General features: G+C 35.1%; 14 protein-coding genes. 11 read left to right on the top strand and 3 right to left on the bottom strand.

Annotated features, from left to right (window positions below; translation table 11 throughout):
- The first annotated feature begins 313 nt into the window (after nt 1-313).
- Both bafA and ndk read left to right on the top strand, forming a co-directional pair.
- Nucleotides 314-2902: a BafA family autotransporter gene (bafA, locus tag ACFINE_RS00920; RefSeq protein WP_375620749.1), complete on the top strand. Its 2589-nt coding sequence runs from the start codon at nt 314-316 to the stop codon at nt 2900-2902.
- Between the two features lie 267 nt (nt 2903-3169).
- A complete protein-coding gene (ndk, locus tag ACFINE_RS00925) occupies nt 3170-3592 on the top strand; it encodes a nucleoside-diphosphate kinase (protein ID WP_375612918.1) in 423 nt (140 codons plus the stop codon).
- Between the two features lie 334 nt (nt 3593-3926).
- On the opposite strand, the gene pgsA is transcribed toward ndk, so the two are convergent.
- The 3 genes from pgsA to ACFINE_RS00940 all read right to left on the bottom strand — a co-directional run bounded on the left by pgsA (nt 3927) and on the right by ACFINE_RS00940 (nt 7816).
- On the bottom strand, nt 3927-4508 hold the full coding sequence (gene pgsA, locus ACFINE_RS00930; protein ID WP_273723320.1) for a CDP-diacylglycerol--glycerol-3-phosphate 3-phosphatidyltransferase: 582 nt from the start codon (nt 4506-4508) through the stop codon (nt 3927-3929).
- 72 nt (nt 4509-4580) lie between these two features.
- Nucleotides 4581-6560, bottom strand: coding sequence for an excinuclease ABC subunit UvrC (gene uvrC, locus ACFINE_RS00935; RefSeq protein ID WP_375620750.1), 1980 nt, complete (start codon nt 6558-6560; stop codon nt 4581-4583).
- 392 nt (nt 6561-6952) lie between these two features.
- Entirely contained in the window at nt 6953-7816 is an 864-nt protein-coding gene (locus ACFINE_RS00940) for a 23S rRNA (adenine(2030)-N(6))-methyltransferase RlmJ (RefSeq protein WP_375620751.1), read from the bottom strand.
- 1643 nt (nt 7817-9459) lie between these two features.
- On the opposite strand from ACFINE_RS00940, the gene tatA reads away from it, so the two are divergent.
- From tatA to ACFINE_RS00985, 9 genes are all read left to right on the top strand, one after another.
- Entirely contained in the window at nt 9460-9762 is a 303-nt protein-coding gene (gene tatA / locus ACFINE_RS00945; RefSeq protein ID WP_375611300.1) for a twin-arginine translocase TatA/TatE family subunit, read from the top strand.
- Between the two features lie 55 nt (nt 9763-9817).
- Nucleotides 9818-10258 carry a twin-arginine translocase subunit TatB gene (locus ACFINE_RS00950; RefSeq protein ID WP_375620752.1) on the top strand — a complete coding sequence of 147 codons (441 nt, stop codon included), beginning with the start codon at nt 9818-9820 and terminating at the stop codon, nt 10256-10258.
- Complete coding sequence (gene tatC / locus ACFINE_RS00955; RefSeq protein WP_375620753.1) at nt 10255-11037, top strand: twin-arginine translocase subunit TatC; 783 nt, start codon at nt 10255-10257, stop codon at nt 11035-11037. The genes ACFINE_RS00950 and tatC overlap by 4 nt, the downstream gene beginning before the upstream one ends.
- A 61-nt stretch (nt 11038-11098) precedes the next feature.
- Entirely contained in the window at nt 11099-12376 is a 1278-nt protein-coding gene (gene serS / locus ACFINE_RS00960; RefSeq protein ID WP_375620754.1) for a serine--tRNA ligase, read from the top strand.
- A gap of 133 nt (nt 12377-12509) precedes the next feature.
- Nucleotides 12510-13169 (top strand): protein-L-isoaspartate(D-aspartate) O-methyltransferase, encoded by a 660-nt coding sequence (locus ACFINE_RS00965; protein WP_273791164.1) that lies wholly within the window; start codon nt 12510-12512, stop codon nt 13167-13169.
- Nucleotides 13170-13324: 155 nt separating this feature from the next.
- Entirely contained in the window at nt 13325-14506 is a 1182-nt protein-coding gene (locus ACFINE_RS00970; RefSeq protein WP_375620755.1) for a peptidoglycan DD-metalloendopeptidase family protein, read from the top strand.
- 687 nt (nt 14507-15193) lie between these two features.
- Nucleotides 15194-15646 (top strand): preprotein translocase subunit YajC, encoded by a 453-nt coding sequence (gene yajC, locus ACFINE_RS00975; protein WP_375620756.1) that lies wholly within the window; start codon nt 15194-15196, stop codon nt 15644-15646.
- Between the two features lie 462 nt (nt 15647-16108).
- Nucleotides 16109-16495 (top strand): Mth938-like domain-containing protein, encoded by a 387-nt coding sequence (locus tag ACFINE_RS00980; RefSeq protein WP_375611259.1) that lies wholly within the window; start codon nt 16109-16111, stop codon nt 16493-16495.
- An 877-nt stretch (nt 16496-17372) separates the two neighbouring features.
- Nucleotides 17373-18233, top strand: a complete 861-nt coding sequence (locus ACFINE_RS00985; protein ID WP_375611260.1) for a phytoene/squalene synthase family protein — start codon at nt 17373-17375, stop codon at nt 18231-18233.
- The last annotated feature ends 766 nt before the right edge of the window (nt 18234-18999 follow it).

Below are 18999 nucleotides of genomic sequence, written 5' to 3' on the forward strand. Positions count from 1 at the left end.
ACCCAGTAGCGTTTTGTTTTACGTGAAGAGGGGCTCCATTAAAGGGCACGAGCATTTTTTTCATCTATAATTCCAGATATGCAAATTATTCCTTTAACTTAAGTGAACATTTTGAATTTTATTCAATTTTTCTGCCTTAAGTTAGAGTTTTTTAGTGGCTTATAGATAAACAACTTAAAGTTGTTTAAATCAAAAAAATACACTAAAAAATTGTATTTAGACATAAATAAAACACATTATGATACAATCTAAAGCGAGCGACCTATGTAGCCGCGGGGTATTTTTCTAAATAATTGAGAGTGGAGTGTGGATAATGCGGTATAAATACAAATTAAGTTTTTCAGTATTGATGATCAGTAGTTGTCTTTTGCAATCTGCAAGTGTAGTTGAGAGTAGGAATAGAGTGCTAACAAGAGCAACAGATGTGGGAAATAGAGAAGAGGAAGAAAGAAATTTAGAACTGATTGCTAGTTTTTTCAAAAATAATATTACGATTGAATATGGTGATGTAGAGCTTGTTGAGAATGGAAAAACTTCCGTGGGGTCCACTATTAAAAAAGGAGGGATGCAAATAGTTACACGAGCAGGAATTGCAATGAGCGCCAAAATTTGGGGAGGTCAGCAGTTTATTCATGAAGAGCCAAATATTGATTTTACACGCGTGGTTAGACGAAGTAGTGCATATAATTCCACAGTTACGGGTGGAGGTGGAGCAGTGGGACAGCAGAATGTGTATGATGGGGGAGGTGCTTGGTATGCGAAAGTGGGAAATGATGGAGAACAAAATATTTATGCGAGGCAAAGAAAGGAAGGGGGGAGAGCAATGTTTACAGAAGTTTCTGGGAATGGGAGACAGCATGTCTTAGCACTAGGGGAGTCTGTGAAAACTACTTTGAAGGATCAAGCTATTCAAGTTGTATATCCTATGGGATTTGTAGATACTTTAACAATTACGGATTTTGCTAAATCGTGGTTCCATGTTGGTGTACAAGAAGTCGTTGGAGAAGTAAGGATCAATGGTGGCGGAGAACTTTATTTATTCGCTGGCGATAGGACAAATCATATAACTAAGAAAAAAATTCCTATAGAAGAGAGCGTGGATGAGATAATATTTGAGGTTGGTGAACGGAAGATAGGAGAAAAACCACAGATTAAAATTAAAGATTTAGGGGGGCAGAGTGGGACTGTTATTTTTTCTTCTATTCCGTATGATCCACGTCATATTTCACTTTATGTTGAGAGACTTTCAGGGGATTTACATTTTCGATTCAATATTAGCGCTACGTGGGATGCGAGTGATTATTTGTTGATTGGTGAGGGCTCAGGGAATCACAAAATAAATATTGCAGATTCTGGACGTGAAATTACAGGTCCTCTCTCACAAAGGAATAGTTTGGTTACTGAGCTTCCGTTAATTACCGATAGAAGCCACAATGGCGGAGCTAATTTTACTCTGGCAGATCTTTTGGGCAAGGACATTACAGCTGTTGATGGTGGAACCTATCAGTATCGCTTAGTGAAGAGAGGAAGATGTGCTGATTCTAGTGGTAGTGCTACAATTTGGTATTTAAGTAGAGCTTTTGGAGATACGGAAGGTTCTAATTCTGAAGTAGAGTGTGTGAATAAGAAAGCGAAGTTTCCTCTTGCATTGTCTGCTGATACGGGTACACAGTTTGATCAAGGGGCTTCTTCTGAAGGAAAAAATACCGGTCCTCGTTCACTTACTAAAAAACAGCCATCTAAACCACGACCTCCACGTCATTTAAGAGGGGCACAGAATGTCTCTAGTGTTTCTGTATCTCCCTCTCAAGAAAATCAGACTCTTGTAGCGTTACCTCCATCAGGTCCTCATCCTTTTTCTGATGAAAAACAACAAACTGCTGTTTCAACCTCTTCTCAATTTTTAGCCGATCAAATGATTTTACGTCCAGTTCATAAAGAACAACCTTTTCCACAATTGAGTGAGAAACTTTCAGTTTCTCACTTTTTGACCACTCCCTCTACAGATGCGGTATTGTCTATGTCTGTGGCGCCAGCGATGGTTTTTCACAATGAAATGCAAACCGTACGTGTGGGAAGAGGAATTCTAGATAAAAGTAAAAAGAATACGGCTTTATGGACCTATGCGATTAAATCTAAAGAGAGTGTTGCTACAGAGCATATAGATTTTAAACTGGATCAGACCGGTATCGTTTTGGGGATCAATGGTTTAAGCGAGTGGGAAAATGGAGAGTTTTATATAGGTGGTTTTGGCAGTTATGATCGCGCCCGTGTTGCGCATGCACGGGGGGGTAACAGTGGAATCAATACTTATGGTATTGGTGCTTATGTCACTTATTTTGATCATAGTGGATGGTATCTCGATGGTATTTTAAAATACAATCATTATCAAAATACTCTAAAAGCCGTTTCAACGAATGGTTTAGAGATTGAAGGAACATATACTCAAAGGGCATTGGGAACTTCCTTTGAAGCTGGTTATCGACTTAAGACGTCAAAGAACAGTTGGTTACAGCCTTATGGACAATTTACATGGTTACAAGTTGAGGGTAAAGAAATCAAGTTATCGAATGATATGACAGGTGACATGCGTCCATTCACTTCATTACGCAGTGAGGTTGGCTTATCTTTAGGGTATGAATTTGGTTCACACATGGATTCCTCATCGCTTGCGTATATTACAGCAGCATGGTTGCGTGAGAATAAAGATGACAATCAAACGTTAATTAATCAACGCCATCCATTTACCACTGACTTATCGGGGAATGCAGGTAAATTAGGAATAGGTTTAAGCAGTTTAGTGAGTGAGAAGTTAAAGTTATATGGTGAGGCACATTATATTAAAGGGCGTAAAACAAAACAGTCCTTTCAGGGTGTTTTAGGTGTACGCTATAGTTTCTAACGATATGGTTATTTTTTAATTGATCTCAATGATAATTTTGATGGAAAGCGTTGAGGAATATAAAAGAAGTTCAACATTTGCTAAGGAGCGGTAGCGCATCTTTATGATGGGATGAGCAATTGCAGGTGTTTTTATTAAAGTCTTCTTTATAATTTATTCTATGTTTTTGAGAATTTGTGTAGATTTTTGCAGAGTCACTTGGCAAAGGGCTCCTTGCTCGCTATAGAAATGGCTAGAGAATATTATAAATGAAATAAAGGTGGTTAAATGGCTTTAGAGCGTACTTTTTCGATGATTAAACCAGACGCAACCCGTCGTAATTTGACTGGCGCAATTACTAAAATGCTTGAGGATGCGGAGCTACGTGTTATTGCGTCTAAACGTGTCTGGATGAGCAAACGTGAGGCTGAAAAATTTTATGCTGTTCATAAAGAACGTCCTTTTTTTAGTGAATTGGTTGAATTCATGTCTTCTGGTCCAACCGTTGTACAAGTTTTGGAAGGTGAAAATGCAATAGCTAAAAACCGTGAAGTAATGGGGGCTACGAATCCTAGTGATGCAGAAGAAGGGACAATTCGTAAGGTTCATGCTTTATCGATTGGCGAAAATTCTGTCCATGGATCCGATAGTGCTGAAACGGCAAAAACAGAAATCGCCTTTTGGTTTCCTGAGGTAGAAATTGTTGGTTAATAAAGCGTTTATAATAATAAAGCGTATATAAGAAGCAAAAATCCGAAACACTATATTTCGGTTTTTTGCTTATGAGATTATAGATTTTTTTGAAAGCATATGGAGCATTAATCGTTTTTTTAGCTTTTAATATTGCAGCTGCTTTTACGAAAATATAAAGGCTATTTACTCTTTTCTGAAGAGTTTTTATTTACACGCTACCCTTACTTGTAATGTGCAAAAAAGCATTTTATTGATCTATCATTAATAGATTTAAAATAAATCAATCTTATGCTATTCTCATCTCTTATTTAAGTACAAAAAGATAAATCATCATTATAAAATTCCATACTATTCATAGGATAACGTGTTTTAAACCTGCACGAAAATAATCCCACCCTGTCCACAATGTAAGGAGGGCAGAAATCCACAGCATAGTAATGCCAAACTCTACTGTGTAAGGGAAAATTTTATTACCGGCTGGTCCAGCTAAAAGAAATACAATAGCGATCATCTGTACAAAAGTTTTCCATTTTGCAAGACGAGAGACAGGAACACTAACTTTTAACTCCGCCAAATATTCACGTAATCCTGATACAAGAATTTCTCTGCAAAGAATGATAATAGCTGCCCATAGTGTCCACCCAGCGATGGTACTGTCTGCGGCAAGCAAGAGCAAACAAGCAGAGACGAGAAGTTTATCGGCGATTGGATCTAACATGCGACCAATATTGGATGTTTGTTCCCAAATACGAGCAAGGTAACCGTCAAGAAAGTCAGTAATGGATGCAACGATAAAAATAGAAACAGCAATCCAGCGAGTGATATCACTTGATTGTAGTCGCCCTTCTAAAAAAAAGCATGCAACAACCATTGGGACTGCAACAATTCGTGCATAAGTTAAAATATTTGGAAAAGAAAAAGTATGATTTTTCATGGAGCCATTTTTAATTCTTGTGAAAGAGAATATATTTCCTAAACGTAACAAGGTGAAGGTTATGAAACAAGCCTATTTTTCATGAAAATGGTTATGAATTTTTTGTGCAATTGTCATAGAGATTCCCGTAACTTTTTTTAAATCTTCAAATGAGGCACTAGCAACAGCTTTGGCACTTCCAAAATGATGAAGTAACGCACGCTTTCTTGTTGGACCGATATTTTCGATTTCATCAAGTGGGTTTTTGAATGTTGCTTTTTTTCGTTTTATCCTATGAGTTCCAATCGCAAAACGGTGTGCTTCATCACGCAGACGTTGCAAAAAATAGAGGATAGGATCACGTGGAGGAAGTGTAAAGGGGGGAATACCTTTTATAAAAAATCGTTCACGTCCCGCATGACGGTCAACACCTTTGGCGATTCCAACAACTGTGAAGAGATCATTTAATTGTAATTCAGCAAGTATTGCATGTACGCTGTTGATTTGTCCTTCACCACCATCGATTAAGATAAGGTCAGGCCAAATGGGAAAAAGATCATCATCTTTTATGTCATGACTTCTATTTGGCAGATCATACTCTTTGATAAGGCGTGAAAATCTTCGTTTAATCACTTCTTTCATCATGCCAAAATCATCGCCAGGCGTGATATCTGTTGAGCGAATGTTGAATTTTCGATATTGATTTTTAATAAATCCCATTTGACCAGCAACAATCATAGCTCCTACAGCATTTGTTCCCATGATATGAGAATTGTCATAGACTTCTATCCGGCGTGGAGGAAAAGGTAGTTGGAATGTTTTAGCAAGACCTTGAAGCAATTTTGTATGGGTGGCTGTTTCAGAAAGCTTATGTTCAAGTGCTTCATGAGCATTGAGATAGGCACGATTAACAAGAGTTTTTCGTTCACCTTGTTTAGGTAAAGAGAGGGACACTTTGTGATTTGCTTTAAGACTAAATGCCTCTGTAAGAAGTGTCTTTTCTTCAATTTCTTCAGATAAAAGGATGCTTTTAGGAAGTGGTTTATCATCGTAAAATTGGGCAAGAAAACTCGCTAAAATTTCAGTGCGGGAAAAAGAGGGATCTGCTTTAGGAAAATAGGCACGGTTTCCCCAATTTTGCCCCATGCGAAAAAAGAACACTTGAATACAGGTCATTCCTTCTTTTTGCGCAATTGCAAATACATCCGCTTCTTTTATCGTTTGAGGATTAATACTTTGATGGCTTTGTATGTGAGAAAGGGCTGATAAGCGGTCACGATAGGAAGCTGCTTGTTCAAAATCAAGATTTTCTGCGGCTTTATGCATAGCTTGAACCATATCGTTTTTAATAGATTGATCTTTTCCCGAAAGGAACGCTTTTGCTCCTTTCACCAGTTCTTTATAATCACTGTCACTAATTTCATGAGTACAAGGTGCAGAACATCGCTTAATTTGATAAAGCAAACAGGGGCGTGTACGGTTTTCAAAAACTGAATCAGTACAGGTTCGTAATAAAAAGGCGCGTTGTAAAATATGAACTGTTTGTGTCACTGCACCAGCAGAAGCAAAAGGACCAAAATAGTGAGCTTTTCGTGTTCGAGCACCACGATGTTTGTAAAGTGCAGGCACTTGATGATCATCTGTAATCATAATATAAGGAAAACTTTTATCATCACGTAGGAGTACATTAAAATGTGGATGCAATCTTTTGATGAGATTGGCTTCTAAAAGGAGTGCTTCTGTTTCTGTATGGGTGACAATAAATTCCATATGATATGTTGCACGAATCATGCGGGTAATACGATTATTGTGTCCTTGTTCACGTGTATAGCTTGAAACACGTTTTTTGAGATTACGGGCTTTGCCAACATAAAGAATATCACCATTTTCACCAATCATCCGGTAAACCCCTGGCTTATGCGGAAGGTGTCTAACAAACTCTTGTATGAACTTGATACCTTGGAATTGATTTTTCTCATTGCTTTGATTAGCATTATGCCATGTAATATTAGAGAGAAAAGAAAGATTTTCCCGTTCATTTTGCGGACAATTTGTATTATTTTTCAGGACCATTCCGTTTATTACGAATATGTTGTTTGTTTAATATATGAAATATTCTTTTTTGTTAAATAATGATTATTTATGTCTTTATATTTTTTTCTATAAATAATATCTTATAACATAAGAGTATGATTTTAGAGAGCCGATCTTTCATAAAAAATATGAGAGTTGTTATTCTAAGACAGCTTTATGAATTTGCCCAATTTATCCATTAAAATGATTGAAATAAGAAATCCATGATGATTAAGAGGATAGGCTTTCTAAAAAAAATAATTCACGCTGATCGTTATTAGCTTACCATTATAATATGTTGATATTATCCAAAGAATCAAAGAACTTTATCATTTAATGCCTTTGTATTTTACAACATGATATTTGATTTAGGAAAAATATTAGAGAAAGATCTAAAATAATAGATGTTCTTTTTGAAGCCACTTATGCGTTATTTTGGCATTTTCATCTTGTCCAAGACGGTTGATAAGAAAGGGGCTGAGTTTTTTCATTTCTTCTTCCAAAAGGTAGGGAGGGTTAATAATAATCATACCACTTCCATTCATTGTCGGTGGACTTGAATTTTTTCGGATACGCATTTCAAGCTGTAGAATCTTAGGAATTCCGGTTTGATAAAGCGCTTGAAGAAAACTTTCAATTTCTTTGTCATATTTAACAGGATACCATAAAGCGTAGATTCCTCCAGAAAAGCGACGATAGGCTTTCGTTAATCCATCAATAAGGCGGGAAAACTCTCCAGCTTTTTCAAAGGGAGGGTCAACAAGGATAAAACCACGTTTTTCTTTTGGTGGTACATGAGCATTTAAGGAAAGCCAACCATCTAAATGCAGAACTTTTGTTTGATAATCTCCTGCAAAGTTTTTTGCTAAAATATGATAATCTTCATTGTGCAATTCTATTGCGGTGAGGCGATCTTGTTTCCGTAATAATTGACGAATAAGAACAGGAGATCCAGGATAAAATACAATTTCTTTTTCCCCTTTATTGAGGGCATCAATGATATCACACCATGGACAAAGGAGTGTTCTTAAATCTTCTGGGATAGGAGTTGAAAAAAGTCGTTGGACACCTTCGCGCCACTCTCCTGTTTTATGTGCTTCTAAAGAAGAAAGGTCATAAATACCGATTCCAGCATGCGTATCTATAACGCGAAAAGCTTTTTCTTTGCGTTTGAGATATTCTACAATGCGAGTGACAATAATGTGTTTAAAAACATCAGCAAAATTGCCAGCATGATAAATATGCCGATAATTCATGGAGTAAACTCTATCATATGTATAACTGTACCGGATTATTAGCATAGAATAATAGAATTGATATCCATAAAAATACTCTTGTAGAAATCAAACAATACCCTCACTCCCAAATTATACACTACAGAAAAAATATTAATGTCATTAGAGCATTTATTCACAAGGCTATTTTTATATTATGAGATTAATCGTTAAAATTTTAATTTTTTTATATGAAAGATAGACAAGAAGAGACCAAACATTTCAATAGAGATATTTATGTTGTAAGAGAATTTTTTTATGACCGCGGACTCTTTCAGGAAAACTATAAAAAAACTCAATTAACGAGAATATTAGTGAAGTTTGTTGAAAAATTGAAGGGTATCTTTCAAATTCATTCATCAATTTGCTTGTTTAAAGATTAAAGAATTTCAAATGGTTGATAAAAACATTGTTACATTTATAAGTTTTTTAGCAAGCGTAAAATTATGGATAGAGCAATAAAGTGCTGGTGTTATAGTGATAGATTTTTGTAAAAGTGTGAATGAATTTCATTGCTTTAAGCGGAGCCAAAGCTTTACATTATACACGCTAAATAGCTAGGTTATTGTGTATGATGCTAAAATAAAACTTTTGAAAATTGATATGTGCTCTGCAAGCTATCTCAATCAAAATGAGGAATTTTAAACTAAAGTAAATAGGTTTATCTATCTCTAACACTGTATTATCGAGCGACTTTATGAGGTAATCTTATAAAAAAGGCTAGGATAAGAAATTCTTTTTATATGGATTATGCTTCGATACCATGCTTTTGATTGAATGTAATTTTCTATTCATGCCCATTCTGTTTTCAATACTGAGATAGGTTAAACACATGATATTATGAGAACGCATGCCCAGAATCCGGAGACATGTAATAGTTAGAGCATACAGTGGTTTAGAGAGCTGGTTATATGGAGGTATTTTACTGAATAAAGGCACAAGCTGGTACCTTTTTTATTTTTTAGCAGTATTGCCATACCTCTTGGCACTTGAGTTGGTTCATAAAGTACATTTTTACTCTTTCCGCTAATAGTTTTATTTACACGCCAGATATTTAATTGAATGCTATGATGGCTCATATTTCGTATTGTATATGGAATAATGGATAATAAAATTTCCACCCCAACGCAAAGAATAAATGTTGTGCGTAAGATGATCGTTTTTGAAGAGACTGATGATGTGTTAAGAAAGTTTTTTAGAGATTTTTCTTTCTGATTTTTTTAATTGAATACGTAAAATGTTTTACAGCATGTTATGATTTTTATCAGTAAAGGATAATTTGGCGGAAATGTTTGTAATGATATGTAAAGCATTGTTTAAAAGGAAAGACATTGGCTATAGTATTTACAGGAAGATGAGTAACCTAAGAGATCAGATGAAGTTATTTTAGAAAAGTTTTTAAGTGTTTTGAACTTTGTATGAAGTGGTTTATCATTTTTGAATGGTTTGTGTTATAATACGCTAAAAAAGGATGAGAGGATAAAAAGTTCTTTTTGCAATAAAAGCGTGTAATTGCTTTTAAGTTAAGAAGAAAATATATAAGTAAGATATTATATTTGATACATTCTTCAGAGGAAGCATGGATAAATGAAATCAAATTTAAAAGCATAAAGTTAGAGAGAATAATGGGTAATATTTTTTCACCAACGCATTTAATTATAATTTTATTGATTATCTTTGTGCTTTTCGGTCGCGGTAAAATTTCTGAATTAATGGGCGATGTTGCTAAAGGAATTAAAGCCTTCAAAAAAAATATGAAAGAAGAAGATGACGGCATTGAGGATAAAGTTGAAATGGCTCCTACTTCCCAAATGATTGATGTAGAATCTCAACAATCTCAACCGTTATCGGTAAAACATGCAACAGCGCGCAGAAAGGTTTCTTCTGTTTCTAAAAAAAGCAAAACATCTGTTGCTAAAAAACAGTAACAAAAACGCAATCATCATTGTGCAATATTTTTTGATGAGAAAGTCGAATTAAGAGATGTTTGGGATTGACGGACCAGAGTTTATCGTAATCTTACTTGTTCTCATCATTGTCGTTGGACCAAAAGATTTACCTAAAATATTAAAGACAGTAGCAAAGATAAGAGCGTATGTGTATTCAACAGCAAATGAATTTCGTCATCAGTTTGATGATGTAATAAAACAAATCGAGCGCGATGATTTGCAAAAAGTATGTTCGGATATTAGCAATTCAAGCAAGAAGTTGGCAGAAACTTTTGATCCCACTCAAAATATATTAGAGGATATCCACGATAATTGGGATGTTAAGGAAACACATCATAAATCAAAAAAAGATAAAGAAATTTTGGAATGTGATCAAAAGGTAATCAAGAAAGATATGACAGTTTCTATAGCTTCTCATCATTCTGAAAACATTTTTGTTTCTCCTAAAGATAAAGAAAAAGAAGATGTGTCATGAATGTAAAAAAAAATGAAGTTGATGCTAATATGGCTCCACTTTTAGAACATTTAATTGAACTTCGTCAGCGAATTATTTCTGCCTTGGTTGCATTTATGATCGCTTTTGTGATGTGTTTTCTTGTTAAAGATTATATCTTAAATTTTTTACTATGGCCATATCAGTGGGCAATGAAAATAGCAGGGGGTAACCCTGAGGGTATTCGTTTGCAATCAACGCAAGTATGGGAAACTTTTTTAACGAAGATGAAGCTTTCTGCTTTTGGGGGAATTATTTTATCTTTTCCCTATACGGCTTTTCAGTTTTATAGTTTTATTGCACCAGGGCTTTATAAAAATGAGCGGATGGCTTTTTTACCATTTCTCATTGGGGGGCCTATTTTATTTTGTATTGGGGGAGCGTTTGTTTATGGTCTATTAGCGCCAATAATACTATGGTTTAGCCTTTCTCAACAATTTCTTCCAGATGTTCATTTAAAAATAGAGTTTATAGTGCGTATTTCTGATTATTTGGGCTTTATGACATCATTTATCCTAATTTTTGGTTTGATTTTTCAATTACCTCTTGTCATCAGTCTTTTAACAAAAATTGGATTTTTAACGTCTCATGATTTGGTGTCTAAACGAAAATGGGCTATTTTGCTCTCTTTTATCATTGCGGCAATCATAACGCCGTCGGATTTTTTTACGATGTTTGCAGTGGCTTTACCAACAATAGCACTTTACGAGATTTCAATTTTAATTGCTTACAGTATAGAAAAGAGAAGAAAATCCGCTTAAGAAAAGTGTATAATCTTATGCGATAAGGAATGAATAAAAACAATATAAATGAGGAATTTTTATGCTTGATATTAAGTGGATTCGTGACAATCCTGAGAAATTAGATAAAGCACTCGTAAGTAGAGGTCTTGAGCCACAAGCTGAAAGGTTAATACAACTTGATCTTGCACGTCGGTCGCATATTGCTAAGGTGCAATTGGCGCAGGAACGTCGCAATGCTGTTTCAAAGGAAATAGGACAGGCTTTAGCGGTATCGGATCAGCAAATGGCTGAACGTCTTAGAGCTGAAGTTGAAGAGATTAAAGCTTTTCTTTCCTCTGCAACAGTGGAAGAAAAACAGCTGACGGAGAGTCTTGAGAAAATTCTTTCAGCACTTCCAAATATTCCATTAGATGATGTTCCAGAAGGTAAAGATGAAAGTGATAATGTCGTCATTCGACATTTTGGTACACCTCCAATATTTAATTTTACACCAAAGGAACATTTTGATCTTGGTCAAGATCTCAAACAGATGAATTTTGAACGAGCTAGTCGTTTGTCTGGAACACGTTTTACAGTACTTTCAGGGGCGTTAGCACGGCTAGAACGAGCATTAGGCCAATTTATGCTTGATGTGCATGTCAATGAGAATGGTTACACAGAAGTCTCAGTACCTCTTCTTGTTCGTGATGAGATTGTTTACGGAGCAGCACAATTACCGAAATTTGCTGAAGACCTTTTTCGTACAACAGATGGTCGATGGCTTATTTCCACAGCAGAAGTACCATTAACCAATTTGGTCAACGATGAAATTTTTGAAATATCAGATTTACCACTGCGATTTTCTTCTTTATCTCCCTGTTTTCGTTCAGAGGCGGGAGCAGCCGGTCGTGATACGCGCGGTATGTTGCGTCAGCATCAATTTTGGAAAGTTGAAATGGTCTCGATTACCAGTGAAGAGCAGTCTTTAATTGAATTGGAACGTATGACGGAATGTGCAGAAGATATATTAAAACGGCTTGGTTTGCCTTTTCGCACAGTGGTTCTTTCTACGGGTGATATGGGGTTTGCAGCGCGTAAAACCTATGACATCGAGGTTTGGCTTCCTGGTCAAGAATGTTATCGTGAAATTTCTAGCTGTTCAGTTTGTGGAGATTTTCAAGGTCGTCGTATGAATGCGCGCTATCGTAAAGACGGCGATAAAAAATTGCATTTTGTTCATAGCCTTAATGGTTCTGGTACGGCTGTTGGACGTTGTCTTATTGCTGTACTTGAAAATTATCAACAGGCTGATGGATCAATTATTATTCCAGATGTTTTACAACCTTATATGGGAGGCATGCGCTGTATTACTGCTTAATTTTACGAAAGGAGAGACAATATGCGTTTATTGCCAAGAGGTGATGATACACAGACGCAAGTTTTTGCCATTTTAAAAGAAGCAGTTTGTCAGTATGATAAAAGTGTACCTCCATTGGAGATTGAATGATACTATGGGGCAAAAGGGTATTTTACAATTTCGTGAGGAGTTAGCCGCTCTTGTACTGAAAATGCGTAGCAAAGGCATTGATGACGTGCGATTTTTTTCGGCATTAGAGAAAATTCCGCGTCAACAGTTTGTTGCTGCTCCTTGGTTCAATAGTGCTTATGATAATAAAGTTATTCCCCTTGAGTGTGGTGAATATATGGAACGTTTGGAAGAACAACTCTTAATTCTTTCGGCATTATCGTTGAAAAAAAGGCATCGTGTCTTAGAAATTGGTACAGGATCTGGTTTTTGTACTGCTCTTATGGCATGTCTGAGTGACCGTGTGACAACGATTGATCGTTATAAAACGCTTGTTGATTTAGCACGCCAAAAATTTCAAACTTTAGGAATTGAAAATATTGTTATACGGCAGATTGATGGAAGTCATAGCGTGACAGGCTTAGGATCATTTGATCGCATTCTTATTTGGCCATCACGTTTTGATGAACCAAAGGAATTTTTAGAACTTTTAGCTGAAAATGGAATTCTCATTCAGGCGATAGGACCTGACGAAGGGGTACAAACGGTGACGCGCTATACAAAAATTGGTAGTCGATTTGAGTGTTTAGAACTGTTCCAAGTGCGTTACCAACCTTTTATTAAAGGCATTGCGGAGATACTTTAATTTTTACAAGCTAAGAAGTTTCTGCAAATTGTCTACGTTAAGTTCATTTTGATCTTATATAAAGATATTTATGAATAAAACATCTCATTTTAACTCTTCGGTAATTTAAAAAAGCTTTAATGGAGTGAGTTGATTATTGATGAGTGAGCAAAACGATGTGTCTAAAAGCTTTGGATAATATTTTCCAGCATAATTTTCAGAGAATAACTTTGTTAGCGGTGGTAACTATTGTTGCTGGTTGTAGTTCTGGTACACAGCGTTTTTCCAATACGTTCTCTCATCGTACGGTATCATCTCAATCAAATATATCAAGCACTATGTATACAGACCCGCGAATGCTATCATACGGTAGTGGTATGATACAAAGCACTGAATTGCCACCTGTGGAATCAAGCGATGATTCGTGGGGAGATGATAATTCCCCCTATAATTTTCCACATCAAGATAGGATAACTTCTTCTGATGGTCGCGTTATGGGCTCCCCTCCACGTAATCTTGGAACACTTTCTCGTTCACAAATGGATAAATCTCCTATTTTTCGGCGGAATTCTTATATTGTCCAGAGTGGAGATACACTGCTCAATATTGCACGACAAGTAGGGGTTAGTGTTGAGGCATTAAAATTAGCAAATGGTATAAACAGCAATTCCATTTATATTGGTCAGGTACTGGTTGTTCCAAGCAGGCGTACATTAGCAGCTTCAAATGCACACAATAATAACGATTGGGCAGTGTCAACAACAGAATCTGCATCCCAATCTCAAGTGATGTCCTCTATAAAAAACAAGAAGTCCTCTCCTATATATAAAGCTCCTGTAACAACGCCACCCTCTGCAAAGATGAACAAATCAAGTTCTGAGAAAAATTTTTCTAAACAGATGACGCAATTGAAACATGAGACTGGTTTGTCAAGTACTGTTACGAATACAGATAATATGACGACTCCGCAAGCCACAGGAATTTCTAAGATGCGTTGGCCAGTACGAGGGCGTTTATTAAGCCAGTTCGGTCAAAAAAAGGGAACAGTACTGAATCGAGGAATAGATATTGCAGTGCCTGAAGGGTCTTCGGTAAAGGCGGCAGAAAATGGTGTGGTTATTTATGCGGGAGATGGACTAAAAGAGCTTGGTAATGTTGTGATGATTCGACATGAAAATGATATTATCACTATTTATGGATGTAATAGTAAGCTTGTTGTTAACAAAGGACAAAGGATAAGACGCGGTGATGAGATTGCTAAATCTGGTGTTTCAGGAAATGTTAAAACGCCACGTGTCTATTTTGAGATGCGTAAGAATTCATTACCTGTTGATCCCCTTAAATATTTAGAAAACTAATTTATTGATGACTTTTACATTTGAATAGTCTTACAGTTTATAGAAAATTCATGAAAAACAATTGATTTTCTTAAATCAATAACATTGCAGCAAAAAATCATTGGTTTCAGGAAAGTAGTTCGTTGGGGTCGTTAGATATTACCATCTTTGTATTTATGAAAGTGTAAGACAATAGTATCATACTATTTGTCAGCTTTGAGTGTTCCAATTGCTCTTGCATTTAAGAGAAGCATGAAAAAGGATATTTTCCACGCCTTTCTTAAAAAGTTTTTATCTACAGGCTCATTTCATATGTGTGACGTGCAAGAAAATCGTTTTGATTAATTCAGAAGGTTTGAAATGAGAGCGTTTTATTGTATTTAGATCTGTCATTTGATATCAAAAACGATAAATTATCTATATAAATTAAGTTTGTTCATTAGAAAAATTATCTTGTATAATTTATTGAGTTAGTGAAAAGATTTATATTGTAGGATATACAATAGGGGAAAGTGAATCTATTTTTTAAGATTTTTCTCATTGTATTTTGGTATTCTGCCTCTTAAGGATTTATTGTATTTTTGTAAAGCTGTGATTAGATTATGTAGTTATTGCTTTTTATGATAAATTCTTTAGGAATTTTTTCTGTATCGGAATTTCATTTTAATAGAGTGGGAAATACCTGAGGTTTAACTATAGGAGATAAAAATGTTTATGACGAACGCTTATGCTCAAGTTGCAGGCGATGTTTCCGGTGGAATTTCATTTGCTAGCGCTGTCCCATTCATTTTAATTTTTGCAATTATGTATTTTTTTATCATTCGTCCACAGCGTGCCCAAATGAAAAAACGCCAAGAAATGCTTAATGCAGTACGTCGTGGTGATACAGTTATAACGGGTGGTGGTATTATCGGCAAGGTTACGAAGGTTCACGACGAGAGTGGTGAATTAGAGGTTGAAATTGGTGAGAGTATAAATATTCGTGTTATTCGCTCAACATTAGCTGATGTGCGCGTTAAAGGTGAGCCGATTGCAGAAAAAAAATCAAAACTTAATGCTAAAGCAAAAACACCACAAAAGTCTAAATCTAAAACGACAACGAAAGAAGATATGAGTATCTCTGAAGAGAAAAAAGCTGTATCAAAGGAAAATGCATCTTAAGGTGTAATGGCAGTTTATTACATTTTTTAAGAATTTTTGTAAAAAGCTTGGCAAGATCAAGACAATTTCATTGGAAAAGGGGCTTTTATAGTGGCTACAGAAAATGGAGTTTTTGTTTTCTTTAGATTATTAAAATAGTTGTTTTATTTATAGAATGTTACGCAATTTTTTTCTGTTTTTTAAACAAGATCATTGTTTTTATAAAAAGCAATTTGTGAGTAAATAAGCTGAGGAAACTTTTTAAAAGATAGATTTATTTAAGCAGGTATAGCATTTTACCGCGGTTTATTCGCAAATTTTCATATATTTGTTGTATGAGAAGATTAGGGCATTATATAAAAATTTTCACTTCAATACTAGGCTATGTTTAACATATCAATGTTTATATTAGCCTTACTTTAATTTTTATGATGAGAAGAAGCAAAGACAATTGGATTATTCAAAAATAAAAGGTGCATATTCATGTTCGATGCAATTCAAATTCGTGAAGCACATTTTCCAAGTCGCGCACCTATTGATGCTTATGGAAATGGTGGGTTTCGTTTTGCTGATATGTCTCATAGAGGTTCTATTATTTGTGTACCATCAGGTATTTATGGCATTGAGATGGCAGGGCCTGTTCCCACTCAAAGGGATATATCTCGTATTTTAGAAGAAGCTTCTGAAATCGAAGTTTTATTAATAGGTACTGGAATTGAATTATTACGATTACCTGAAGAGTTACGGGTGCTTTTATGGGAAAAACGTATTTCATCAGATACAATGAGTACGGGAGCAGCGGTGCGTACATTTAATGTTTTATTGGCTGAAGATCGCGCTGTTGCGGCGTTATTATTTGCGGTAGAATAGAGTATTGTTTAATAAAACAAAGGCTCTGGTCTAGCATGAAAGACTTGTGTGATTATTTTCTGCGCTGTAAAATACTGTCGTTTAAGGCGGTGATATAAGGGTATAGAATATACATAACTTAACACATTAAGTGTTTTTTAAATACAGCAGCAAGTATTCAGGACAAAGTTTGCTCATAGTTCCTAATGAATCACATGAGTGAGCACCTCTTGGGACTTAAGACAGTTCATAAGAGGCATTTTAATTCTTTCTTATACAGTTTTTACCTACAAGCCAGTTCCGCTTATGACGTGCAAGGGAATAATTTTTATTGATGTAACATGGAATTGGTTTGAAATGAAAGCATATCTACGATATTTGGGATTCTAATTTAATATACAAAACACAAAATTATCATTATAAATCAATGCGTTTATAGTAACAGAAACGCACCGAGAGCAATTGGATTTTTTACAAATTGGTGTTGGTAAGAACCTTTGTCTTTTAGGATGGGGAGGAGGTCAATGATTGATGAAGTTTTTGTGATCAGTGCATTTTTTATAAAATAACATTGTCATCTATCCACTGAAAAAGTGTTTTGCGTTGCTTGTTGTTCAAGTTTTACTATGCATGTTACGATTGGTTTTTAGCTTTTTTATTGCAAATGAAAACTTGAAGTCCGATAAGATAAGTTTTATCAGAAAAATTATTTATTTAATTTTTTTCTTTCTAAAACGAAAAGGGATTAGAAAAGAAATTTTAATTCATAATACAGTTAAGAGACACATTTAAAAATCTTATTTTCTGAACTGTATTTGCTTATCCTTCATTTTTTAATATGAATAAAAAGAGGGTATTAATTTAATTGCTAAAAAAGGGACGTTAATAGGTTCATAGAATGATAGGCTCTCTTCCTTATTGTCTTGATATTTTACGTACCATAGATCGTGATCGCTATATATCGGTTTTATTTGCACCTAAAAAAAAGCGCCAAGCATTGGCTGCTCTTTATGTATTTAATGCTGAAGTTTCTCGTATCCGCGAAAGTGTACATGACCCACTCATAGGAGAAATACGGTTACGTTGGTGGTATGATGCTATTGCTCATGGTGAAATGCAAACGAGTGGAAACAATCCGATTTTGAATGATTTATTAAAAGCAATCACTCTTTTTAATTTACCTAAGACAGCTTTTTTACGTTATTGTGATGCGCAAATTTTAGATCTTTATCACAATCCAATAGAAACACTTCATGATCTAGAGCATTATTGTGGTGAGACAGCAGGCATAATTTTACAGCTTTCTTGTCAGATATTAGATCCTGAAACTGCACAAGAGTTTACAGATATCTATGAACATGGAGGGATTTCTCAAGGATTAAGCGGTGTATTGCGTCTTTTATCATTCATGCAATCACGATATCAATATTATTTACCCACTGATATATTAAAGGCTGTAGGAGTGAATAGGGAAGATTTGGAATCTCATCGTCTCAGCGATCAACAAAAGGGTTGTATTGTTGAAGCTATGGTAGCATTATCGCGCGATCATTATACCCAATTTTACGAGTATTCTTGTACTTTACCTAGAGTTCTTAAGCCAGCTTTTCTTCCATTGGTCATTGTACCAGCTTCTCTTCAAAAAGCTATACAGCTGGGGGCAGCAATTTTTCAAGAGAGTGCAACTTTGCCATTGATGTATCGCTATTGGTTGATAACAAGGGCAGCAATAAGCGGCAATTTTCCAAAGATATTGTAAAAAAATATTACTACGTTGGAATGCGTAACATGTAGACTGATTTTTTCATATGAAGATAAAAGGAGCTATTGTGATTCCAAACCATTTTTTTGTTATAAAAAATGTTGATGTTTTGGTTGTTATGAACGCAAAAGAATAAGAAATTTTATGATCTTGAAAATACGCTGTATTTCTTCATCAGTAATATGTTTTATTCAGTGTATTGGATGGGTGAGATGCAGAGAAAGAAAAACATGAGATAAATCTTAATACATTGGTTTGTTTGAAGAAGAACTTTTAAGTACTCTGAATGTATTGATTGTATCTCATTTGCAAATGAAATGAAATTTCTATTTTATGAGAGAAGTTATCTTAGCAGTCTATAAGTCTATAAAAAACTCTTATTTTTGAGAAATTATAACATCATAATTGATGATTGTTATGATTGATGAATATATTGATTTATAATGATAATACGTTTTTTCTCATATTGAATGAGAGTCTTGAATAGAAAAAGATTTCTCCATTTTTATAATGAATTTTAAAAATAGTTTTTTTATCTATTATAAGTTGGATGTGTAAATGAAATCATTTAAGGAAGAAGCAATACGCTCCCTATGAATGAATATTAAGAGTAGCAATATAATGAGCTATGAATGAATGACGATAGGGATGATATTTATAGCTTAATGGGCGGCAACCTTTACGACCTTTGGATGGATAATGTTTTTTAATGCATTGCAAAAACGATTCTACATTCCATTGACTATTTTCTCGCAAATCCATA

It is taken from the genome of Bartonella sp. AA97HXZ (assembly GCF_042196985.1).
Classification (GTDB): domain Bacteria; phylum Pseudomonadota; class Alphaproteobacteria; order Rhizobiales; family Rhizobiaceae; genus Bartonella.

What these genes read in the sequence shown, in the direction of transcription:
- bafA (WP_375620749.1), top strand. Translation starts at nt 314, where the DNA reads ATGCGGTATAAATACAAATTAAGTTTTTCAGTATTGATGATCAGTAGT.
- ndk (WP_375612918.1), top strand. Translation starts at nt 3,170, where the DNA reads ATGGCTTTAGAGCGTACTTTTTCGATGATTAAACCAGACGCAACCCGT.
- pgsA (WP_273723320.1), bottom strand. Translation starts at nt 4,508, where the DNA reads ATGAAAAATCATACTTTTTCTTTTCCAAATATTTTAACTTATGCACGA.
- uvrC (WP_375620750.1), bottom strand. Translation starts at nt 6,560, where the DNA reads ATGGTCCTGAAAAATAATACAAATTGTCCGCAAAATGAACGGGAAAAT.
- ACFINE_RS00940 (WP_375620751.1), bottom strand. Translation starts at nt 7,816, where the DNA reads ATGAATTATCGGCATATTTATCATGCTGGCAATTTTGCTGATGTTTTT.
- tatA (WP_375611300.1), top strand. Translation starts at nt 9,460, where the DNA reads ATGGGTAATATTTTTTCACCAACGCATTTAATTATAATTTTATTGATT.
- ACFINE_RS00950 (WP_375620752.1), top strand. Translation starts at nt 9,818, where the DNA reads ATGTTTGGGATTGACGGACCAGAGTTTATCGTAATCTTACTTGTTCTC.
- tatC (WP_375620753.1), top strand. Translation starts at nt 10,255, where the DNA reads ATGAATGTAAAAAAAAATGAAGTTGATGCTAATATGGCTCCACTTTTA.
- serS (WP_375620754.1), top strand. Translation starts at nt 11,099, where the DNA reads ATGCTTGATATTAAGTGGATTCGTGACAATCCTGAGAAATTAGATAAA.
- ACFINE_RS00965 (WP_273791164.1), top strand. Translation starts at nt 12,510, where the DNA reads ATGGGGCAAAAGGGTATTTTACAATTTCGTGAGGAGTTAGCCGCTCTT.
- ACFINE_RS00970 (WP_375620755.1), top strand. Translation starts at nt 13,325, where the DNA reads ATGTGTCTAAAAGCTTTGGATAATATTTTCCAGCATAATTTTCAGAGA.
- yajC (WP_375620756.1), top strand. Translation starts at nt 15,194, where the DNA reads ATGTTTATGACGAACGCTTATGCTCAAGTTGCAGGCGATGTTTCCGGT.
- ACFINE_RS00980 (WP_375611259.1), top strand. Translation starts at nt 16,109, where the DNA reads ATGTTCGATGCAATTCAAATTCGTGAAGCACATTTTCCAAGTCGCGCA.
- ACFINE_RS00985 (WP_375611260.1), top strand. Translation starts at nt 17,373, where the DNA reads ATGATAGGCTCTCTTCCTTATTGTCTTGATATTTTACGTACCATAGAT.